Annotated in this window: 18 protein-coding genes and 3 pseudogenes; 6 read left to right on the top strand and 15 right to left on the bottom strand. The window is 34.1% G+C overall.

Annotation, left to right across the window (positions count from 1 at the left end; genetic code table 11):
- Positions 1-239: 239 nt before the first annotated feature.
- Both M5A78_RS15340 and M5A78_RS15335 read left to right on the top strand, forming a co-directional pair.
- Positions 240-575, top strand: coding sequence for an ArsR/SmtB family transcription factor (locus M5A78_RS15340; protein ID WP_319942304.1), 336 nt, complete (start codon positions 240-242; stop codon positions 573-575).
- A gap of 34 nt (positions 576-609) precedes the next feature.
- Positions 610-1,560: a cation diffusion facilitator family transporter gene (locus M5A78_RS15335; protein WP_248736156.1), complete on the top strand. Its 951-nt coding sequence runs from the start codon at positions 610-612 to the stop codon at positions 1,558-1,560.
- Positions 1,561-2,077: 517 nt separating this feature from the next.
- Here M5A78_RS15335 and M5A78_RS15330 read toward each other — a convergent pair.
- Complete coding sequence (locus tag M5A78_RS15330; protein WP_248736155.1) at positions 2,078-2,536, bottom strand: MFS transporter; 459 nt, start codon at positions 2,534-2,536, stop codon at positions 2,078-2,080.
- Positions 2,537-2,563: 27 nt separating this feature from the next.
- Here M5A78_RS15330 and M5A78_RS24960 point away from each other — a divergent pair.
- Positions 2,564-3,093, top strand: a pseudogene (locus tag M5A78_RS24960) (DUF7000 family protein).
- Positions 3,094-3,328: 235 nt separating this feature from the next.
- On the opposite strand, the gene M5A78_RS15320 reads toward M5A78_RS24960, so the two are convergent.
- The 7 genes and pseudogenes from M5A78_RS15320 to M5A78_RS15290 form a co-directional block, all read right to left on the bottom strand.
- Entirely contained in the window at positions 3,329-4,213 is an 885-nt protein-coding gene (locus M5A78_RS15320) for a GNAT family N-acetyltransferase (protein WP_248736153.1), read from the bottom strand.
- A 1,754-nt stretch (positions 4,214-5,967) separates the two neighbouring features.
- A pseudogene (locus tag M5A78_RS15315) lies at positions 5,968-6,147 on the bottom strand (Tn3 family transposase); the annotation flags it as partial.
- A 498-nt stretch (positions 6,148-6,645) separates the two neighbouring features.
- Positions 6,646-7,020 carry a cytidine deaminase family protein gene (locus tag M5A78_RS15310; RefSeq protein ID WP_248736152.1) on the bottom strand — a complete coding sequence of 125 codons (375 nt, stop codon included), beginning with the start codon at positions 7,018-7,020 and terminating at the stop codon, positions 6,646-6,648.
- Positions 7,021-7,067: 47 nt separating this feature from the next.
- Positions 7,068-8,498 carry a glycoside hydrolase family 1 protein gene (locus M5A78_RS15305; protein WP_248736151.1) on the bottom strand — a complete coding sequence of 477 codons (1,431 nt, stop codon included), beginning with the start codon at positions 8,496-8,498 and terminating at the stop codon, positions 7,068-7,070.
- A 22-nt stretch (positions 8,499-8,520) separates the two neighbouring features.
- On the bottom strand, positions 8,521-8,868 hold the full coding sequence (locus M5A78_RS15300; RefSeq protein ID WP_248736150.1) for a PTS lactose/cellobiose transporter subunit IIA: 348 nt from the start codon (positions 8,866-8,868) through the stop codon (positions 8,521-8,523).
- Between the two features lie 34 nt (positions 8,869-8,902).
- Positions 8,903-10,168, bottom strand: coding sequence for a PTS transporter subunit EIIC (locus M5A78_RS15295; RefSeq protein WP_248736149.1), 1,266 nt, complete (start codon positions 10,166-10,168; stop codon positions 8,903-8,905).
- Between the two features lie 14 nt (positions 10,169-10,182).
- On the bottom strand, positions 10,183-10,506 hold the full coding sequence (locus M5A78_RS15290) for a PTS sugar transporter subunit IIB (RefSeq protein ID WP_248736148.1): 324 nt from the start codon (positions 10,504-10,506) through the stop codon (positions 10,183-10,185).
- A gap of 192 nt (positions 10,507-10,698) precedes the next feature.
- On the opposite strand from M5A78_RS15290, the gene M5A78_RS15285 reads away from it, so the two are divergent.
- Entirely contained in the window at positions 10,699-12,591 is a 1,893-nt protein-coding gene (locus M5A78_RS15285) for a BglG family transcription antiterminator (RefSeq protein ID WP_248736147.1), read from the top strand.
- Positions 12,592-13,241: 650 nt separating this feature from the next.
- Here the strand turns inward: M5A78_RS15285 and M5A78_RS15280 are convergent.
- From M5A78_RS15280 to M5A78_RS15260, 5 genes are all read right to left on the bottom strand, one after another.
- Entirely contained in the window at positions 13,242-13,748 is a 507-nt protein-coding gene (locus M5A78_RS15280) for a PTS sugar transporter subunit IIA (RefSeq protein ID WP_248736146.1), read from the bottom strand.
- Positions 13,749-14,002: 254 nt separating this feature from the next.
- Entirely contained in the window at positions 14,003-16,252 is a 2,250-nt protein-coding gene (locus M5A78_RS15275; protein WP_248736145.1) for an ATP-binding cassette domain-containing protein, read from the bottom strand.
- Positions 16,245-16,676: a MarR family winged helix-turn-helix transcriptional regulator gene (locus tag M5A78_RS15270; protein WP_248736144.1), complete on the bottom strand. Its 432-nt coding sequence runs from the start codon at positions 16,674-16,676 to the stop codon at positions 16,245-16,247. The genes M5A78_RS15275 and M5A78_RS15270 overlap by 8 nt, the downstream gene beginning before the upstream one ends.
- Positions 16,677-16,741: 65 nt before the next feature.
- Entirely contained in the window at positions 16,742-17,038 is a 297-nt protein-coding gene (locus tag M5A78_RS15265; protein ID WP_248736143.1) for an HNH endonuclease, read from the bottom strand.
- 192 nt (positions 17,039-17,230) lie between these two features.
- Positions 17,231-17,707, bottom strand: coding sequence for a DinB family protein (locus M5A78_RS15260; protein WP_248736142.1), 477 nt, complete (start codon positions 17,705-17,707; stop codon positions 17,231-17,233).
- 90 nt (positions 17,708-17,797) lie between these two features.
- On the opposite strand from M5A78_RS15260, the gene M5A78_RS15255 reads away from it, so the two are divergent.
- Complete coding sequence (locus tag M5A78_RS15255; protein WP_248736141.1) at positions 17,798-18,484, top strand: ArsR/SmtB family transcription factor; 687 nt, start codon at positions 17,798-17,800, stop codon at positions 18,482-18,484.
- A gap of 32 nt (positions 18,485-18,516) precedes the next feature.
- Positions 18,517-18,777, top strand: a pseudogene (locus M5A78_RS15250) (Tn3 family transposase); the annotation flags it as partial.
- 276 nt (positions 18,778-19,053) lie between these two features.
- Here M5A78_RS15250 and M5A78_RS15245 read toward each other — a convergent pair.
- On the bottom strand, positions 19,054-19,608 hold the full coding sequence (locus tag M5A78_RS15245) for a DUF4240 domain-containing protein (protein ID WP_319942303.1): 555 nt from the start codon (positions 19,606-19,608) through the stop codon (positions 19,054-19,056).
- Positions 19,609-19,772: 164 nt separating this feature from the next.
- Positions 19,773-20,723 (bottom strand): SMI1/KNR4 family protein, encoded by a 951-nt coding sequence (locus M5A78_RS15240; RefSeq protein WP_248736139.1) that lies wholly within the window; start codon positions 20,721-20,723, stop codon positions 19,773-19,775.
- Between the last annotated feature and the right edge of the window lie 148 nt (positions 20,724-20,871).

Below are 20,871 nucleotides of genomic sequence, written 5' to 3'. Positions count from 1 at the left end.
ATTTAATTTCTAGAAGGATTTTTTTATTAGCAAATATGCTGTAAGCAAGACAAAAGTGTTCATACTAGGGGTTTTTTAGCAGTTAGGTTTCATCAGAAATATCGCTGAAAGATTATTTTTAGAATCCTTTAAAATAATTTATGATTGACAATCGTCAGGTGCTTGTATATATTTTATTATATGAACATATGCTCATATAATAAAATAACAAACATATCACTACTGGAGGTGAATCCTAAATGAATGAGGATCAGAATAAAGATGAACTTGAAATGAATAAAGATCAGCATATAGACGAAGAAACATTATTTGTTGTGTCTCAAACCTTTAAAGCGTTAAGCGATCCAACACGAATTCGCATTTTAAACTTGTTATGTTCGAATGAACATTCCGTCAATCATATTGCGGAAATTTTAAATTTAAGTCAGTCATCCGTATCACATCAATTACGTTTCTTAAAAAATTTGCGATTAGTCAAATTTAGAAGAGAAGGCACAACATTATATTATTCACATGACGATAATCACATTATGAATTTATTGAAACAAGCAATTGCGCATGCTAGTCATGTTTAAAAAATCAAGTTATTAAATGAATGGAGGAATTTATATGGCAGATTATCACGATCATAATCATGCACATAACACAAATAAAAAAACATTATTCATATCGTTTCTAATAATTGCAAGTTATATGTTTATAGAAGCCATTGGTGGGTACTTAACAAATAGTTTGGCTCTTTTAGCAGATGCAGGTCATATGCTTAGTGACGCCTTTTCATTAGCTATTGCATTAATTGCATTTAAATTAGGAGAAAAAGTAGCGAGTCAAAGTAAGACATTTGGTTATAAACGTTTTGAAATTATAGCTGCCGTTTTAAACGGTGTAACTCTTATTTTAATTGCTTTGTATATTTTCTATGAAGCAATTGAACGCTTTACAAATCCACCGGAAGTAGCCTCAACAGGTATGCTGATAATTAGTAGTATTGGTTTAGCTGTCAATATTCTTGTTGCTTGGATTATGATGCGTGGTGGGGATGTAGAAGAAAACTTAAATATGCGTGGAGCATTTTTACATGTTATTAGTGATATGCTTGGTTCAGTTGGTGCCATTATCGCAGCATTACTTATCATGTTTTTTGGCTGGGGTTGGGCAGATCCATTAGCAAGTGTTATCGTCGCTGTACTTGTCTTACGTAGTGGTTACTATGTGACAAAATCTGCGGTACATGTATTAATGGAAGGTACACCGCAAAATATAGATATGAACGATGTCATTCAAACTATCAAAAAATCTGCAGGTATTCAAAGTGTTCACGATTTACACATATGGTCGATTACAAGTGGCTTAAATGCCCTTTCTAGCCATGTAGTTGTTAATAATGAATTAACCATTGCAGAAAGTGAAAAAATGATACATAAAATTGAACATGATCTTGAACATAAGGGGATTCAACATGTGACAATTCAATTTGAAACATCTGAACATAAGCATGATAATTCTATTTTATGTAAAGTGAAGGCTGAATCAACTGGACATCTCCACCATCATCATTAAATTACATGTTTCAATTAAAGATTATTTTGTTTATTCAAAAGCTAAAAGAATACGAGTTTTCCCTTGATGAAATCAAACTAGTTTTAGAAGACAAAACAACTTTAAAGCCTTTAATTGCATTAAAAAAAGCTGATATTGAAAAAAAATTAAGCAATACTCCTTCATCCAATCTACTATGGAAAAAGATTTAACAGCTTTATGTTGATTTAAAATAAAGTTTGAACCAAAATACCTCACAAAACCGTATTTTACGGTAAATAGCAAGAACCCATTTTGAAAAAAAGATTGATCAAAATAGGTTCTTCTCTAGAATATTTAAGTTTCAGTTTTATAAAAAAGTTTGATCATTTTCTATCTATGTTACTAACTGGAAACGGATAACCTGCTTATACGCACGGAATATCCGCAAGTTCCGCCTAAGGCTGATTATGCACAGTCACCAAAAGGTTGACGCTGATTCCTGCGTTGGAAATGTTGTGTACGAAAGTGAGGAGTTCGCATCTTTACACCAATTCCTTTATTGTTTCACGTCAACCGCAGACTGTACTTTTGACTTCGCCCGCGATACGAAGTTTGCTGCGATAAATATCAAGGCAAGCGTAGCGAACAGCATTCCACCCCATACGATTTCCCCTGTATCGGAGATCGCAATCAGCCAGCCGCCTACGGCCGTACTGATCGTAACACCAAGATTTGAAAAGGAGACGAACAAACTGTTTGCAAACTCCGGCGCTTCGGGCGCTTCCGATGTCAGCAAGATTTGACTGACGATAAGCCCACTTGTATGCACGGCTCCCCACAGTACAACAATGCCAAGAAGCCACATGAGCGACAATCCTGCATATTTAAGAAGGATGTAGCACGCCGCCAAAGCGATCGGATAAAGTAGCGTCGTTCTCATTAAATTCTTACCGAGCAACTTGCCCGTATACCAGTTGCCCGCCACGCCGCTGGCACCAAAGACGACCAATAACATACTCACAATCTTCCCGCTCATGTTTAAATGCTGTCCCATATATTCGGCAAAGTAGCTGTACATGGCAAACATCGAGGCGAAAATTTAAATGAGTTAGCAGAATACTATAAAAAACAACTAGCTGATGGTAAAATTCAACAAGCATATAGTGGTTTCGTTGGATATGTGATGAAGCTAAAAACAACTATGTCAAAAAAGCATCCAGAGTTTTTGTATGGAAACGTATCTCCAGGATATATGGATTACACTAATTTCCTTTGTTTACTCAATATCTCCGAGAAAATAAATTGCGTTTTGGGATTGTGTTTAATCGTAAAAAAATTCGATTTGAACTATGGTTAATGGGTCAGAATGCCAATACGCAAAATTTTTAATGGGAAGCTTTGAAAACAAGCAAGTGGAATGCGAAGCGAATGACAATGCCCCGTTACTCTGTTCTTGAAACAATTTTAGTTGATAATCCTGACTTCGATAGCCTAGAAAAATTAACAGAGCAAATCGAGCAAAAAGCATTTTTAGAGATGGAGATAATCATTGAATATTTGAAAAGATTATAGCATTGGGTAAATATGAGAGTAATTTGTGTAACTACAAATGATATTAGTACCAAGAAAAAACCTCACTTTGAGCATAGTTTGATCAAAGTGAGGTTTTGATTATTTAAGTAACGTTTGTTTTTTATAAAAAAAGATTGATAAGAAATACGATTTCCGCGACAGCACCATGTTTGGCACAGAAGCCTAAAGCGCAAGCTGTATCAATACTAACTCCAGTATAGATATTTCACTCCAATTAACAATGTGATGTTAACGGGAACATAAAGTTACCCTTCAGCAATGATTTTTTCGTTAAGACGAATAAAGCATCATCATCATTTGGCATAATGGTTGCTGTCATGCCCTCGATTGTAAAATCAGGTGTGAAATAAAATACCACTTTTTTCATTGTTTCCTTCACAATACTTGCTAATATAGCTTCAACATTTGGTGCATTTAACGAAATGATATCGAAAATATGCAGAGTATCTTCTTCTTCCTCCATTACCACAATCGTTTCTAAATCTTCCACATAGAAAATAGCTTCATGAAATACCACTGTGAAATAAAACATTAATAAGCTTTCATTATGCTCAACATCTAAAATCATTGAGTTTACATGGCGATTTTCCGCAAATTGTTCAAGTAATGCAAGATCATTTTCAATAGTAAGCTGCTTTACTTTCGCATCCATATTCATTTGAATTGAGCTTTTTGCTAGGTCTAAGCTATACTCACTTTCATTTAGACGTGTAAAGCCAAACTTCGGATAAAAATCTAATACAGTATCATTCGCAAAAAGATACATGAAATCACAGGTATTTTCGTATTCTTTCATAATATGCTTCATTAATTGCTTAGCCAAACCTTGATTGCGATAATTTTCATCTGTCATTACTGTACCAATCTGAATCCCTTTATACATTTTACCGTTAATAATTATTGATATTTTATTAATTGAAGCATTTGAGATAACCTTACCCTCATCAACAAATGAATACGGTATATATTTGTCATTCCAATACCCTTTGTTGTACCAGCCCCGAAAATCTAATTTGAATGTTTTCATAGCTAAGGCATTAAAACTCTCCTTCAAGCTTTCATTATTACGATAATCACTTACTAATTCATATTTTTTCATTTAAATTCCCTCCAATTTTTGTTTCAATCACTTTGGTGCATTACATGCATTTAATGGGAATTATCGCCTCCTAAAAACAGAAAAAGACTTTATGAGAATAAACTCATAAAGTCTTTTTATACCCAAACTAAAGTGTTGAAAATCAAACCTTATGTTTCATCTTAGTCTGATTTAACACTTTATTATTGCTTATATGAATTAGACAACATTTGCTTCTCTCAATTATCGCAAAAGGACATAACTAATAAACCTATAATTTCTTAAAATTATAGAATAGTCCTATTATTAAATTCGTTGGAATTTAATTTGCGATAATAAGTTTTAGCATTAAAGTCTAATCTCCCTTCTGTTATCGGATTGTATTCATTTTACCTTGCATTCTCTTTTTTGTAAACTTTTCTAGCTATGTGAGTAACATAACATTTACTAAATTTCTTTATTCAATTAGTCGAGTAGAAAGGAGCCTCTCTACCTTTCGGTAGATTGTGTTCCTCCCCTTCACAGAACCGTGCTTGCGCTATTAACACACACGGCTCCTCCTAGTTACCATTCACAAAACCTTGCTAATCTATTAGGATCAGATTCTGCTAATTCTGCTATCCTTACTAGCTTTGTCTCCATTTGTTTTCTACCTCTGTGTGTTGTAAATGTGTCACTAGCAAGGGTAATAACTGGTAGCTAGCCTTTCCTCTACCCAACTTCATTGGTACTACGCTGCTATCCGACTCCCTACACCGGCATTTGGTTTCCTTACTTTTTATCGCTTGTACACCCTACTTTTCTAATAAGTAAAGACCAGTAGGGTCTCCCGAGTTGCCGTCTCTATCAAACAGTATTGCAAAGATACGTTTTTTGACCGGACATTTTTGCCTAGTTTCGCATACAAGTTTCGTCCTAGCTTCGCCATTATAGACAAATATTAAGCGGAAACTCCACCCGTTTAATAGTGACAATGGATACTCCATCAAGGTATATGGCTAATGAGCCTTTTCGATAGATTCCTACTTCAACTAACTCCCTTTAGCTTAAACACATTTTTTCACAATATTTTCTATATAATTTAACCTAAATATACAATTTCCATTTTTAGGTTTTTCTAAAATCTGGACCTATTATTAAAAAAGGAGCTGTAAAGGCCGTTAATCATTATATTAGCAGCTTCTAAGATACTATTAAGTGAAGGGAACCTGATAAATTTCAAGGAAGAAGAATCGTACGAAATCACAGAGATTTTCGGAAATATCGCTCATCGGTTCAGCCTGTATCGAAAAATAGGTGTATTGTCTGGCGAAGCTTTTGATACAATGGGCATGAAAACAATGCAGTTCATTCGCACGCCCTGTGGTTGGAAGATAAGCTCAATAGCTTGGGATGATGAAAGAAATGGCTTAACCATTCCGGAAAGGTATCGAAAAAAATAACCATGCAAAAGACTCCCATCTCGGGATGGTCTTCATCTAAGTGCTCCAAACCATGAGGGGACATAGCTTTGGGGATGTCCAATTATCTTGAAAAGTAGATGACGTAGCCTAGTATTTGTAATTTGTAATGTCCTTTAATTTTTCTATTTTTTTAATTTAGGTCTTGATAACCTTTAAAGGAATACAGTCTTCTATTAGCAATCAATTTTTTCATTTTTAATAGATGAAGATAGGGATTCAAATTGTTAAAACGCGGAAAACATACACTAAGCACAAATTTCGACATAAAGAAAGCCGATTTTTCCTACGCTAAGGAATCATCGGCTTTTAGTATTATTGAATAAGAGGGCGTAGTGAATGTAGACTTGCTACTTTACTTGCATCAAAGTTGTATTCACCAAGAAAATTAATGTGTTCCCATCCAAACGGAGAAACATGTTTAAGTAAATCTTCTCTCAAATTCCCCTTTTCCTTCAATAATTTTGTTGCTTCTGTAAGATAAACGGCATTCCATTCCCTTTCCGAATTTCTCTTAAGATTTCAAGAAATGTTTCCAAAGTTATTACCTCCTTCCCTATTTCAGAAAAAGAAGAAATTACAACCCGGCCACCCTAACAATTTTCAGTTGTAACCCATTTTATCATTTACAACAACCTATAAAAACCGATCGATTTTTGACGAATTTCGGGGGGTGACAGGCACAGATATTTTGTTTTATGTATAACCTTAAATTGCTTTTCAGCCATACCAATCATTCTACTTATAACTATGTAATTTTGTAAAGGTAACATACATCTATTAAAATGAGGTGTAGTAACCGTATAACAGACTTTAATAATAAAAAGCCAGACAAAACTTAAGTCTGGCTTCTTCTTAGAGATGCACTGGAAAGGAAAAAATCACTCTACAGATTTGTTACTTTACAAGGTGATTTTTGTCAAACCTTGTGCAAAAATGAACAAAGGTTTTTCGTAACGATCATATAACTGATAGACTTAGCTAAAAGTCTCTTTAATCCCATTGGTCTGGTAATAACTCATCTAATGTTTTGATACCATTTTTTAATTGAATAAGACATTCTCCGTTACGGGCATCAATTTGTTTAATAAATTCTCTGCATCTTCCACAGGGAGATAGAACACTACCATCTTGATAAACTGCCACTAATTTAACTATTCTTGATTCTCTTGCTGTTAGCATTGTTCCGATAGCTGTATGTTCTGCACAAAAACCCATTGAACAAGGGGTGACTATTGAAACCCCTGTATAAACATTACCTTGATCCGTTAAGATAGCCGCTGCAACACTGCCTATCTTGGTATTTTTATTTGTTTGCTCTAATCCTACACATTCCATAGCACGCTTTTTTAATTCTGAAAATTCCAATTATTATCCCCCGTTACAGACTAATGTTGTAGATTATAACTTGTACATTATATCTCTAGACTATTACCATTCGTTTTAATAACTTCTTGATACCAGTAAAAAGAGTCTTTTTTGTAGCGTTTTAAATCTTTCAGGTCATCATCTGTACGGTCAACATATACAAAACCATAACGTTTATTGTAACCATTACTTGTACTTAATATGTCAATAAAAGACCATGGATTATATGATATTAGTTCTACACCGTAATCAATGGCTCTTGCCATAGCTTTTAAATGAGATTTGATATATTCTATACGGTACGGATCGTGGATACTATTATCCTCTTCTAGCTTGTCAAATGCACCCATCCCATTTTCCGTAATCATTAATGGTTTACCGTAACGTGCATTCAAATCCCGTAGCGCAAATTCTAAACCGGTCGGATCAATTGTCCAATCCCAATCAGTAGTGTCCAAATTAGGATTTCGAACCATTTCATAAAACCCAGGCTGAATTTCATACGTTGATTTTTCACCTTTCTTTCCAGTCAAATTAACACCAGGTTCTGTTCTAACTGCTTCTTTTGCCGGAGCTTTAGCGCAGTCACTGTAATAATAGTTTATAGCCAAGAAGTCCGAATAGCCTTCTTTAATAATATCCATATCTCCATCTTCCATAGTTGGCGCTAACTGGTTTTTTTCTAGATAAGTCATAGCTGCTTTATTATATTCGCCTTTGAGGTAAATATCAGTAAAGAATAGATTTCTTAAATCATTTGCGTTTTGTGCAGCCATTTGGTCTTCCGGATTACTAGTTAAAGCATAAATTGGTGCATATCCTAGTGCTGCTCCTACCTGACCGCCTAGTACATATTCATGAACATATTTACAAGCTATTGCATGTGCTAGATTCATATGATGATTGATTTGATATTTAATTTGTGGGTTGTTTAAATATTTTTCAGGAATATAATTTTTAGCAGTCCAATACTGTAAAATGATGCTTTGTTCGTTAATTGTGGTCCAATACTTGACTTTATCAGCATATTCTTTAATTACAAATTCAGCATATTTACTAAAGTCTTCTACACTTTGACGATTAATCCAGCCATCATACTTTTCTACTAAAGCCATTGGCATGTCATAATGATATAACGTTGGAATTGGAGTTATCCCATTTTTAATTAATTCATCGATTAAATTATGATAAAATTCAATACCTTTTAGATTCGGTTCCCCTACACCATCTGGAAAGATTCTTGTCCAAGCAATAGAAAAACGATATGAGGTCATTCCTAATTCTTTCATTATTGCTACGTCTTCCTTGTACCGATGATAGTGATCACTTGCTACTGAAGCATCTGTAAATGGAGAACGTTCATTTATAAGATCTTGTTGAGATTTCTTTTTACCATCTTCTTCGGCTGCTCCTTCTACCTGATATGCACTTGTAGCAGCACCCCATAAAAATCCTTCTGGAAAGTTGTATTTTGTCATGTTAATCCCTCACTACTTTAATTTATTTAAGGTTTACAATTAATTCATATAATTCAATCATCTTTTTTGTCATACGAATTTCAGTCATGATTGTCATCAAATGGTCTTGAGCGTGATTGAATAATAATGAAGGTTGATGCGTAACTCCTCGTGCTTCATCCTGAACGATTTGCGTTTGAGAACGATGTGCTTTTAAAATTTCTTTTTCTGCTTCTTGCATTTTTTCATTAGCAGATTGGGAACTTCCTTCTTTTGCTAATTTAAACGCTTCGTCTGCTAATTTCCTCGCATCACCGGCATATAAGATGATTTGCATGGCAACAGGAATTAATTCGTTTTCTTGTTCCGTGATTTCATTTGTATTAGACATATTTATCCACCTATCCTTTGTTTATTGTTGCTTTTTAAGCCCTTTTTAATTTACCGGATTCTTCAAGTTCTTCTTGTTCTTCTTCTTTCATCTTTTCTTTTTCAAAAACTTTGAAGAACGGATACCAAGTTACAAGGTAAATTCCTAATAAGACGATGTAAACTATTATTGCACGTAAATCCTGTGTAATCATTACACTTGAAAATGGTGCAGGAATTTGTCCCACTTGAATCATTTTATCCGGAATATTCAAAAGTTGGGCTTTCATTACAATCCAAATTACTACTGGTCCTGTAATTGCGTTAATCCACATTGGTAACATTAGTAGTGGATTCATTACTACAGGTGCACTAAACATAATGGGTTCATTAATATTAAAAATAGAAGGTAAGATAGTGAGCCTTCCTATTGTTTTTAAATCTTTTGATTTAGAGAAAAGCATTAATAAATTTAAACCTAAGGTAGCCCCCATCCCCCCCATTGTAATAAGGGCAGCTGTATACATTGTTTCACTTGTTACAATATTTGTTGCCGGTAAACCAAGTGCTACAGCATTAATATTTTCCGTAATACCAGCCATAAAAATTGGTGTTAGAACTGCTTGCCACAACCATGTAGATATCCCTAACGAGTAAAAGAAAGCTACAATAAACACAATTAAAATAAAACCTGGTAAGGTTTGAGCGAAATTTTGAATTGGTGAAAATGCTTTAACAATGATTGCAAAAATATCTAAATTAAATTTGAGAGTTGCTAACGCAGCTATTCCTATTGAAATAAATATTGGAATAATACTATTAATCCATCCAGTTACAAAATCCGGTAAACTCGACTCACTTAATAAGTTCAATTTACCAATAAGATTAAAAATAACTGCAACAAACAGGCCTGCAATCATTCCCACTAAAATACCTGTAGGACCAAAACGACCAAAATCAACCGTCATTACTCCGTTATTGTTAACCACTGGCTTTATAAACATTATGAATACAGAAATAGCAGTTAAACCTGCATTCACCGTATAACTAATACGACCTAACTTTTCCATAACCTGGTTTGCCATCATAAAAGCAGTTAACAATCCTAACATCCCAAAAGTGTAATTGGCGATTACCCCTAAATCAGGCAAGACATGTATATAAGATCGAATAACATTATAAAGAAAAATAGCTGACCCTGTTAAAATAAACGGGATGATTTTTTGCATAGCACTTGATAAAGATGCGATCCAAGGGTTCTTTGTAATCTTATTCATTTTTGGGGCAAATGACATACTCAACCAGTTTATAAAAGCCTTCACTTTCTCCTACCTCCTTATTTACTTTTATTTTCAATAATTTCAAGAGCAAAATCTAATAATTTTTCACCATCCAATGTACCGTAAATTTTTTGTGGAATGACATCTACTGGTACATTTAAAGGCTTACCCAATTTTGCAAACTCTTCTTTATAAGCTTGATAGTGGGGGCCTAATAATAAAACATCTATAGTTGCTAAGTGTGATGCAGCTTCATTCTCACTTTTCGCTTCAATTTTAATATCTAATCCTCTTTTTTTGGCTGCCTTTCTAGCTTTTTGAGCCAAGAATCCACTTGACATTCCGGCACCACAACATAATAAAATATATAGGTTTTTCATTGCTGAATCTCTCCTTTTCCTTTGATGACTTTATAATGGACCAAAATTTGAACCGCCTCCACTTGTCTTTTGCACGATAGAGTGCAAAAAAGAAAACAAAAGAATTGCACCGTACAGTGCAATTCACAAGTTGAACTAAAAACTAGTTTAGTTATAATTAGTTAACATATATGTTTAAGGTGGGGAGATACCGTGACAGACAAGAAGAAAAGGTTAATACTTTATTTACTGGAGCAACAATCCCCTTGCTCTGCAGCTGAATTGGCAAAAATTCTAGAAATTTCTGTTCGAACGATTAAAACGTATATTAAAGATATTAATTTGATGACTGATAAGAAGATCATTCACTCGTTTAGTAAGGGCTATTTAATTGACAAACAAGAGTCTCTTTCTTTATTAGATAAACAAAATTCTTTACCTCAAAACTACTCGGAAAGAGCGTTTTATATTATCAAGAAAATATTAGTGGAGCACAAAAATCCAAACGTATTTGATCTTTGTAATGAATTGTTTATCGGATATTCTACTCTTAAAGCTGATCTTTCTAAAATGAACACTACTTTTCAAAAGTTTAATGTTCGTTTTTCTACCCATAATGATATCGTGCATATAATAGGAGCTGAAAAAGATAAGCGCTCATTATTATCCAGTGTGATCTTTGAAGAAACAAATAATCGGATTATTGACACAAATACATTAAAACAATCGTTCAATGAAGAAGATATTGAAAAAATTTCTAATATTATTAACGATTTCTTTTTAAAAAGCAATTATTATTTAAATAATTTTTCTTATATGAACTTGTTATTACACTTTTCTATTCTGATTGACAGGGTTAAAAAAGGATACTATCTTTCAGATATTCAAGAAATGATTATGGAAAATCCCGAAGAAATTACGCTTATTGAAAAACTATCAGAAAGGATTGAAAGAGACTTTTCAATAAGTTTAAATTCTTATGAAAGAAATGAAATTTACATTCTCTTTAAAACGAAAGTGAATTATCTGATCAATTCTAATGGTAATCAATTAAAAAATATTATTGGTCCAGATTATTTGAACACCGTTTACGGAATAATGGATGAAGTTTTAGATTTATATTCAATTGATTTAAACCATGAAGGCTTTATCATACCATTTGGCTTACACATTAAGTCATTGGTGACTAGAGCTTCGTTAAAAAAATTTAATAAAAATCCCTTTTTAGAAAATATTAAACGTGATTGTCCAATCATATACGATATAGCCATTTTTGTATCATTACGACTTTCTGATATGTATAAAATTGGTATAAAGGAGGATGAAACCGCTTTTATCGCTATTCATATTGGTACAGAAATTGATCGTCAAAAGTCAACAACAGACAAATTAAAATGTATTCTCCTTTGTCCGAATTATTTAGGTCTTGAAATAAAAATTTATAATCAATTATTAGTAGAGTTTTCTAATGATATTACCATTGAAGCTAAGATAACTAGTTATGAAGAATTGGAGAACTATTCTTTCGATTTATTGATTACAGTTATTGATGATAAGAGGAATAATTATTTTCCATCCGTATTGATTTCTCCTTTTCAAATTGAAAATCAAAAGAAGGAAATTCACGGGAAAATATATGAAATTCAACAAAACAAGAAAAGAGAACTCATTTTCAACAATTTTGAAAAATATTTTACTGAGGAATTGTTCTTTAAGGTAGATAACGCTTCTAAAGACGAGGTAATCGAAACTTTATGTGATGAGATGGAAAAGATGGGCTTTGTTTCACACTCTTTCAAAGCAAACGTATTTGAAAGAGAAGACGCTTCTTCTACTTCTTTTGGACAAATCGCCATACCTCATTCTGTTCATATGAATGCTCTACAAACAAACATTGGTATAGCTGTTAGCAGGAGAGGAATCACTTGGGGAGATAATGTTGTACACATTGTCTTACTTATAGCCATTAACAAACTCGATAAGCAAATATTTTTAGCTATATATGACTCCATTCTATCTTTATTTGAAAATGAGAATGTCTTTGAAATGATAAAAAATGCATCATGTTTATCAGATATTAAAGATCTTGTTTTTTCAAATATATAATTTGCCCTTTCCCTATGTTCGAAGATTACTAACTCGAATGGAATATAATAATTACATATATCATTTGCCTAAGCCAGTAATATCCCTGGCTTTTTTTCATACTATTTTGGTGACCATTTGCACCCTGCTGCTAGAAAAAACACAAAATATTCCATTAATAAAAATATACTTCAGTTATGTTCTATAGGGTATATACATAACGTCGTTAACTCACTCAACGAATTGGCCGATACTACAAAGTCTATTTTAGGGGAGGTTAATTATGTTTGGATTCGCTGATATCATAAAATTTCTAATCTCTTTTTTTGTCATCCTGCCCATCGTTACTCTTGTCCATTTAAGTGGGCATATTTTCGTTACGCTTTTCGGGGGAGGAGGAAAAAAATAACAATTGGATGTGGGACATTGGTTTTTTCCTTTTGGAATATTGATGTAAGGAGATACTACTTCTGGAATGGAGTGTTATTAATTCATCTCTGGGTATTTAATCCAATAAAGCAACAAAGCTCAGAATTATTTTTTAACAGATTATTATTTTAGTAAACAAGCAAACTAATATAATTCATATAGTTTGCTTGTTTACTTGTTATGAAGTAAGCGGAAAGTACCATACTATTTTTTAAAGATATTTTTATTAAACTCCTACTAAATTATGGTTTAATATCTATCTTCATAATTGTACTTTCTTTTATTTTTACGCTTTCAAAGGGTGCCAATTCAAGATGATTAATTCGATCAAAATTAGTGATTACTATAGGAGTAGTTGTACTTGTGGCTTTTTCCTTAACCAAATCTAAAGAGAATTCAATTAGTAAATCCCCAACTTTAACTTTATCACCTTGTTTCACATGAGTTTTAAAACCCTCTCCCTCCATTGAAACTGTATCTATCCCAATGTGAATTAAAATCTCAATACCTTCTTCTGATACAAGTCCTACAGCATGTTTAGTTGGGAATATCAAAGCTACTTCTCCATTAATAGGAGAAACAACTTTCCCTTCCTCTGGAATGATAGCAATCCCCTCTCCAACTAACTTTTGCGAAAAAGCAGGGTCCGGTACTTCCTCTAAATGAACAGCCTTTCCAGATATCGGAGATACAATTGTAACTCCTGTGCTATTGCTACTTTTAATACTGCTAAATAAGCTCTTAAACATAATAATCTCCTTTCCCTCCTATCATGAAGAGGACAAGTCTAAATTTTTTAATCATTTAGTGTTTATAAGCGTTAATCCTTCTTAACGTTAATTATGATATAATAAAAAAAACGTCTAATCCCATATATACCAAGGGTTTGGACATCTATATAACCATTTTTATTAAAGCGTTGATTTGTATTAATATTTCGCTCATGATAAAAACAAGTAGTAACAATAAATTAGTGGCTACTTGCTTTTGGCGTATTGTTAAATTAAATCTTTACATAGTTACGCAGGTGTTTTGCTGTATATGATTTTGATACATTTAGTAAGTCAGCAGGATACCCTTGAAAGATGACATTTCCTCCTAAAGTTCCACCGCATAAACCCATATCAATAATCCATTGTGCTTGGCTAATAATTGATAGGTTGTGCTCTAAGACAATCAAGGTTCTATTTTTGTCTAATAATTTGTTAAATAGTACAATTAGTTTATCGATATCAGATTCGTGAAGACCTGTGCTTGGTTCATCCAGGATCAATAATCTGCTAGTATTTTGATTTATTGTTTTTGCAATTTTTAACCGTTGAAGCTCGCCACCTGAGAAAGTATCTAAACTTTGCCCTAATTTAATGTAGCTGAGATTTACGTCAATAAGATCGTTAATAACCTGTTTTAATTGATTATCTTTAAATAAGTCTTTTGCTTCGCCAACGGTTAATTGAAGAACATCGTGTATAGTCATTCCTCGCCATTTAACTGATAGAGCTTCATCATTATATCTTTTGCCATTACACTTTTCGCAAATTTGGTGAACATCCCCCATATATGATAAATCCAACTTAATATATCCTTTTCCTTTACATACTGGGCAAGCTCCCTTGCCATTGAAGCTAAAGAGAGAGCTACTTTTGTGTGAGTGTTTAGCAAACACTTCTCTTATATTATCGAAAACATTAAGATAGGTAAGAACATTTGACCGATTATTTCCACGTATAGGACTTTGATCAAGAATTTTAGCATCTGGGTATTTTTCTGTGAAAAGATAGCGAATCAAAGTACTCTTTCCAGATCCAGCAACGCCAGTTACAACTGTTAATGCATTCTTTGGTATTTTTATGGATGCATTTTTAACGTTGTGGAGACTAACATTATCTAATGTGTAAAAGGAATTATAAGTTTGCTTTTCTTTATTTATTGAATGAGTTTCAGATAGTGCTTTTCCAGTGAGTGTGTCAGATTGAAGTAATTCTTCAAATGATCCTTCAAATGTGATTTTGCCGCCTTTAGCCCCTGCATTTTCACCTACATTGATAAGGTGATCAGCAATTTTAATAATGTCTGGATCATGGTCTACTAAGACAATCGTATTTCCTTTATTCTTCAATCCTTTAATAATTTCGTTTATTCCAGAAATGTCCTCTGGGTGGAGTCCTACACTTGGCTCATCAAAAATATATAATACATCGGAAAGTGCACTATTTAAATGTTTCGTCATCTTTATTCGTTGAGATTCACCACCAGAGAGCGTATTCGTTGAACGATTGAGAGATAAATAATTTAGCCCTACAGTTTGTAAACTTTCCAGCTTCTTTCTCAAATCAATTAAAATGATCTCTACGATTGAGTTATCAATTGATTCAATGAATGCCAACAGTTCGGAAATATGCATGGTGACACAATCGGCAATGGACTTTCCTTTGATTTTTGCTGATTTTACAGTTTCATTAACTTTTGTTCCATGGCATTTAGGGCAAACTTGTACTTCAAGGATATTTTCTAACTCGGAAGTATACTTAGCATCATCTTTTTCTACAAAGCTTTTTGTTATTCTTGGGATAACCCCTATATAAGTCGAAGTTTTTGGCCATTTACTCGTTGGATTATTTGGTGTGCTGCCTGTGTCATACAAAAGAAGATTTAACTCCTCTTTTGTGTAGTCGGATATCATTTTATGATTATTGAAATTTCCTGACTCTGTATATCTAGTAAGTCTCCATCCTCCTGGTTGAAAGGTAGGGAAATTTATCGCTCCTTCATTTAGCGATTTATCAAAATCGATTAGTCGCTTTATATTGATTTGTTTCGTTTCTCCTAAACCTTTGCATATTGGACACATTCCTTGGGGATTATTGAAAGAGTAGACCATTGAATATCCGATAAATGGCTCGGCAATCCTTGAAAACAATAACCTGAGACCTGTATATATATCAGTGATTGTACCTACAGTAGACCGAGCATTACCGCCAATTTTCCTCTGATCAATAACTATAGAGACTGGTAAATTTTTAATCTCGTCTATAATTGGCTGATTATAGTGAGGGAGCAGATGCTGAATGTAACTTGAATATGTTTCGTTTAGAAGTCGTTGTGATTCTGCGGCCAAGGTATCAAAAATCAGAGAAGATTTACCCGATCCTGAAACACCAGTTACAACAGTGATCTTATGCTTAGGGATATCGATGGATACATTTTTTAGATTGTTCGTCCTAGCTCCTTTTATAGAAATGAAATCATTCATGAACTTTCATCCTTTCTGTTCTGAGGGCATTGGATAGTTTTCTTGCTAGTTTTGTAAATTGCGCCTGCTCTTCTTCTGTAAATAGCTCACTAGCAACTGCCGAAAGTTGATTATGTCCGATCTCAATACCAGCCAATAGTTCATGTCCATCATCGGTTAATAATGTTAACAATTCTCTGCCATCTTTTTTACTCGGTTTCTGCTCAATATAGCCCAGCAGTTTGAGTTCCTTTAGAGCTTTCGATAATTTCGTCCGACTAATTCCTAAAGAAGTATTCATTTCAGAGGGAAGCTGCCATTCTTGTTGAGATAATAGATGCAAAATATCATATTGAAGCCAACTGATTTCTTTCAGATTTACTCTATTTCTCTCCGCTACCAACTCGCATTGTAAATTTATCAGTACGTCATCTATCGAACTCATAAGTTTCACCTCGGATATAATTTCTATATAGAAATTATATAATGTTAGTATTAATATCACAAGGCCTAATCGGGTACAGATATTAAGATTTCGTTTCGCTCAAACACTTTATCTAAAAATATCCCATTGGCTAATTTATCACTTTTCGACAGATTACATGTGCTGCAAGCAATCACCAAATTCCACAATTGATCGGCTTGGACAAAACTCCATGGAATAAAGTGATCAACATGAGCGTCTTCTTTCTTAATGGATTTCCCACAATAAAAACACTTACCGTTATAAAATGATGAGAGCACCTGATAAAACTGATCCGGCGAGGATCTCTTAGAGACATTTTCTACTTGGGGTACCGCCAACATTCCGCATTTACAACGTTAAAGAATTTACAATATTAAAAAGTCCAATTTCTCAGCATGAAAATTGAGAAATTGGACTTTTTTCGTTACTCTGGAAAATCTCCCTTTAATTCAGAGTCGTCCAGCAATATTTTAGCTATATAACAGCATATGATATTGCACAAAAGCACGTTTATTTCAAGAAAAAACTAAAAATCAGTCCCATATTTGTGGTCTAGCAATTTCCATTGTCCGCATATAGTCTAACAGCTGCCCTGTATGAACAGATTCGTGATAAGCGATACGCAAAAGCATATCCCCAAGTGTTCTTACATAGCCGACGTCAGAACGGTCTATTACTACATTTTCTAAATCGTACATACTAATTGACTTTATGTATTTCAAGAATTCTTCACGATATGGCTGAGCGAATGCAATTTCATCATCGACAGTTATGAATTCTTTTGTCTCAAATGGATTAGTTAAATTAGATAACGCTTTACTACCTCTACCAATGAGTATTTGATGATAAAGAAACTCACCTTCCAATAAATGTCTAATCATCTCAGCACAAGTAAGAGCATCTTCATCTGGTTTCCAATTTAACATTTGATTGGGTATTGCTTTCAATACTTTTATACTTCTACGTCTAACTTCTTCAAAATTAAAGATTATTAAATCATTTACATTCATTTTTTTAAATCCTCCCATCACGTTTCCACTATTTTATCACACTAAAACTTCGGTTATAATCGAAGTATAAATGTAATTGGGAGGATGACAATGGGAAGTAGACCTGATTTTTCGTATGTTGCAAAACTAATGGCTGATTCATCAAGGGCTGCTATGTTAGATGCTCTCCTTAGACTTGACGGTCTTCCAGCAAATGAGTTAGCAAGGAAGGCAAATATCTCATTGCAAACAGCGAGCGGACATTTAGCGAAATTAGTAGAAGGAAATCTGATTTCGGTGGAAAAATATGGTCGCCATCGCTATTTTCGTATTGCTAGCCCCGATGTCGCTCAGGCAATAGAAAAATTAACTATTATTGCACCAGCCCAAAGAATCAATTCATTGAAGGAATTTTCACGTGCAGAGAAAGTTCGAATTGCCCGGACTTGTTATGACCATTTAGCCGGAAAACTTGGGGTATCATTGACTGAAGCCTTCCTAGAAAAAGGCTATTTGGTTGAGGGTGAGGTTGATTTTCTAGTAACGGATAAGGGAGAGAAATTCTTTCGTGAATTCAAAATCGATCTTGATGCTTTAAGAAATAAGAGAAGATATTTCGCTCGAAAGTGTCTGGATTGGAGTGAAAGGCGCTACCACCTAGCAGGGTCTCTCGGAAACGCTGTTTTAATACGGTTGTTAGATCTACATTGGATTGAAAAGCTCCCCGACAGGGCTGTAAGGGTTACAAAAAAAGGAAGAGATGGATTATATGAATCCTTGGGGATTACGTCTGAGTAAGTGTAAAATAGGACAAATGAAGCGCCATCCTTATAAAAGAATGGAGCATGTATGAAGATGCAATGAATAAAGCACAAGCCGTTTTAGTAAATTTTCATCACAAATTACAATTGCTTTGCTATTGGGGCGACGGTACAACATCTTCGTCAGATGGTATGAGAATGCAGCTAGGTGTTTCATCACTACATGCAGATGCAAATCCACATTATGGAACTGGAAAAGGAGCCACCATCTACCGTTTTACTAGTGATCAATTCTCTTCTTACTACACAAAGGTTATTCATACAAATTCAAGTGTGCAGAGATAATAAAGTTGTTTAATTTAAACCCGTGAAATGTAGTAACCACCTACTAGATTAATTTGTAGGTGGTTTTAAAGATGTTTAAAAATAAATCTTATTTTTTGTAATCATTATAATGTGATCTTTCATTGTAGACATGTATTTAAAGTTAAAAATGACTAACGATTCAAAGTCGTTAGCCATCATCTTCTGCAATAGCGCCCGTTTGTTGAAGAGTAGATTCTAATTTCTTTTGTAAGGATAACTATTTACTTAAGTTGTTTTCTTTTAACCTAGTGGTTCTTCTCCAAATCTATCCCATAGAACTGGAAATAGATTTTCCAAATCATCTTCTTCCCAATCAAATTCTATGTCAGTTACTGATTGTAGCCCCTTATTGTCAAGAGCTTCTAATAACTCATTATGTATATCGTCATCCCATTCAATATCACCCGTCTTTATAAGCGTATAGGCATCTACACCAACCGTAAGCAATTCTTCATTTTGAGGGAAGCCTTCATCATCAAGGTTATCTTCATTTATGTATTCTGCTAAAAATTCGGGGTCTTTCATTACCTTGTTATATATTTCTTCTCCCTGTCCAATCAGCCATCCTCTAAAATAGTCAAAAGCATCGTCAGAACAGCCGCCCATCAGTACAAATGCCGCTCCCCATAAATGAGATTGATAACTAGCGTTCATTAATTCTTGAAATAAAATTTCAAAGTCTAATACTTCTTCTAATCCCTTTTGAGCTAATTCCTCTGTTAACCATTCCGCTTGATCAAATTCTCTGGACTTTTCAATTAATCTCCAAAATCCCTTCTTTTCCAATATATACACCCTTTTCTTAATTAATTATGAGAGTTATTAAATTTTATCTAACAGGATTCCTTTAAAAATAAATTTTTTTATAAAAAAATTTTTTTTAAAACGGCTCAGTTTCAAGTGACAGACATCACCTAAGCAAGAAGAAGAAAGATCAACCTTCTTTTAACTCTAAATATTTATTCATCCTCATCGCTTTCCAAGAAATCAATCATAACAGAAACAACTTCACCAGACGCATCCTGTTTGATATAAACTTGATATAAGCCATCACCATATCCTGACATCGCTACCGCACCACCGGGGACGATACCACCTTGCTGTTCAGAAGCAACTGCATCGCAGCATGCAACATAGTATTTGGATACATCTTCATCCATCTCAATATCATACACATTTTCTACTTCATCAATTATTTTTTCATCATCATCAAAAAAGGTGAAATCAAAAATCCCAGCTTGGGCTGAATCGACCGCGATCAATTGATCGGTTGGGAACCATTCCCCTTCAGGGTCCATGTTTCCCCAAAAGACTACAAGTTGATGAACAACCTCTTCCTCATCATAAGAAACAGTAGCTGACCAATCCCCTCGTTTAGCTGACTTTAAAAGAACCTGCAAATCTTCAGTATCTTCTTCGTCGTAACCATAGCAAGGATCGCTTATAATAAGCTTGCCACTCGTCACTTGGAATGTCCCTAGGGAGATTGTTTCATTTTTATACTTAGCAACCTCACGTTCGGTAAATTCTTTCAATGATAAGGCTACAACCCTAGCCTGGGTTGTTTCATGATCCCATATATATACTTGACTTTGCATGAACTTTTTTCTAACACGAAAGCACAGTTTATCTCCTGTTCCGTTCTCACCGATCGCTATTAAATCGTTTGACAAAGCTTCTTCTCTTTGTTCTAGGTTTTGTCTTACGATATCGTCCCACGTTTGTTTTAGATTTAGGGTATCCTTAATCGGATAGAGAATCCAATCGCCAATCTCAGGGTTATTTATCAACATAAAAAGTTCTTTATATTCGTCTGGAAACAGTGCACCTAACTTCTCTTCTGCTGCTTTTATATGTATTTCATCGACTCCCGGTTTTCTTGTTGGGAGCAACTCTATTAGATTCTTCATGATTGACCTACCTTTATGGGGTACCGTCACATGCCCATCAAGCTAAGTTAAAACAATACCCCCAAAAATGGAAAAACGCTATGCTTATCGTAAGAAGTTTACGAGAAAGGATGGTGTTTTTTATGAATCCTATCATCTCCAGTGAACT

Source organism: Neobacillus rhizosphaerae (assembly GCF_937468385.1).
GTDB classification, from domain to species: Bacteria; Bacillota; Bacilli; order Bacillales; family Cytobacillaceae; genus Neobacillus; species Neobacillus rhizosphaerae.
The sequence above is the reverse complement of the archived record's forward strand: the minus strand, read 5'-3'. Positions and strand labels throughout refer to the sequence as shown.

Excerpts from the sequence above, each read along its gene's own strand:
- M5A78_RS15305 (WP_248736151.1), bottom strand. The coding sequence starts at position 8,498 with ATGACAAAATACAACTTTCCAGAAGGATTTTTATGGGGTGCTGCTACA.
- M5A78_RS15260 (WP_248736142.1), bottom strand. The coding sequence starts at position 17,707 with ATGAATGTAAATGATTTAATAATCTTTAATTTTGAAGAAGTTAGACGT.
- M5A78_RS15340 (WP_319942304.1), top strand. The coding sequence starts at position 240 with ATGAATGAGGATCAGAATAAAGATGAACTTGAAATGAATAAAGATCAG.
- M5A78_RS15330 (WP_248736155.1), bottom strand. The coding sequence starts at position 2,536 with ATGTTATTGGTCGTCTTTGGTGCCAGCGGCGTGGCGGGCAACTGGTAT.
- M5A78_RS15255 (WP_248736141.1), top strand. The coding sequence starts at position 17,798 with ATGGGAAGTAGACCTGATTTTTCGTATGTTGCAAAACTAATGGCTGAT.
- M5A78_RS15270 (WP_248736144.1), bottom strand. The coding sequence starts at position 16,676 with ATGAGTTCGATAGATGACGTACTGATAAATTTACAATGCGAGTTGGTA.
- M5A78_RS15275 (WP_248736145.1), bottom strand. The coding sequence starts at position 16,252 with ATGAATGATTTCATTTCTATAAAAGGAGCTAGGACGAACAATCTAAAA.
- M5A78_RS15240 (WP_248736139.1), bottom strand. The coding sequence starts at position 20,723 with ATGAAGAATCTAATAGAGTTGCTCCCAACAAGAAAACCGGGAGTCGAT.
- M5A78_RS15300 (WP_248736150.1), bottom strand. The coding sequence starts at position 8,868 with ATGTCTAATACAAATGAAATCACGGAACAAGAAAACGAATTAATTCCT.
- M5A78_RS15320 (WP_248736153.1), bottom strand. The coding sequence starts at position 4,213 with ATGAAAAAATATGAATTAGTAAGTGATTATCGTAATAATGAAAGCTTG.
- M5A78_RS15290 (WP_248736148.1), bottom strand. The coding sequence starts at position 10,506 with ATGAAAAACCTATATATTTTATTATGTTGTGGTGCCGGAATGTCAAGT.
- M5A78_RS15280 (WP_248736146.1), bottom strand. The coding sequence starts at position 13,748 with ATGTTTAAGAGCTTATTTAGCAGTATTAAAAGTAGCAATAGCACAGGA.
- M5A78_RS15335 (WP_248736156.1), top strand. The coding sequence starts at position 610 with ATGGCAGATTATCACGATCATAATCATGCACATAACACAAATAAAAAA.
- M5A78_RS15265 (WP_248736143.1), bottom strand. The coding sequence starts at position 17,038 with ATGTTGGCGGTACCCCAAGTAGAAAATGTCTCTAAGAGATCCTCGCCG.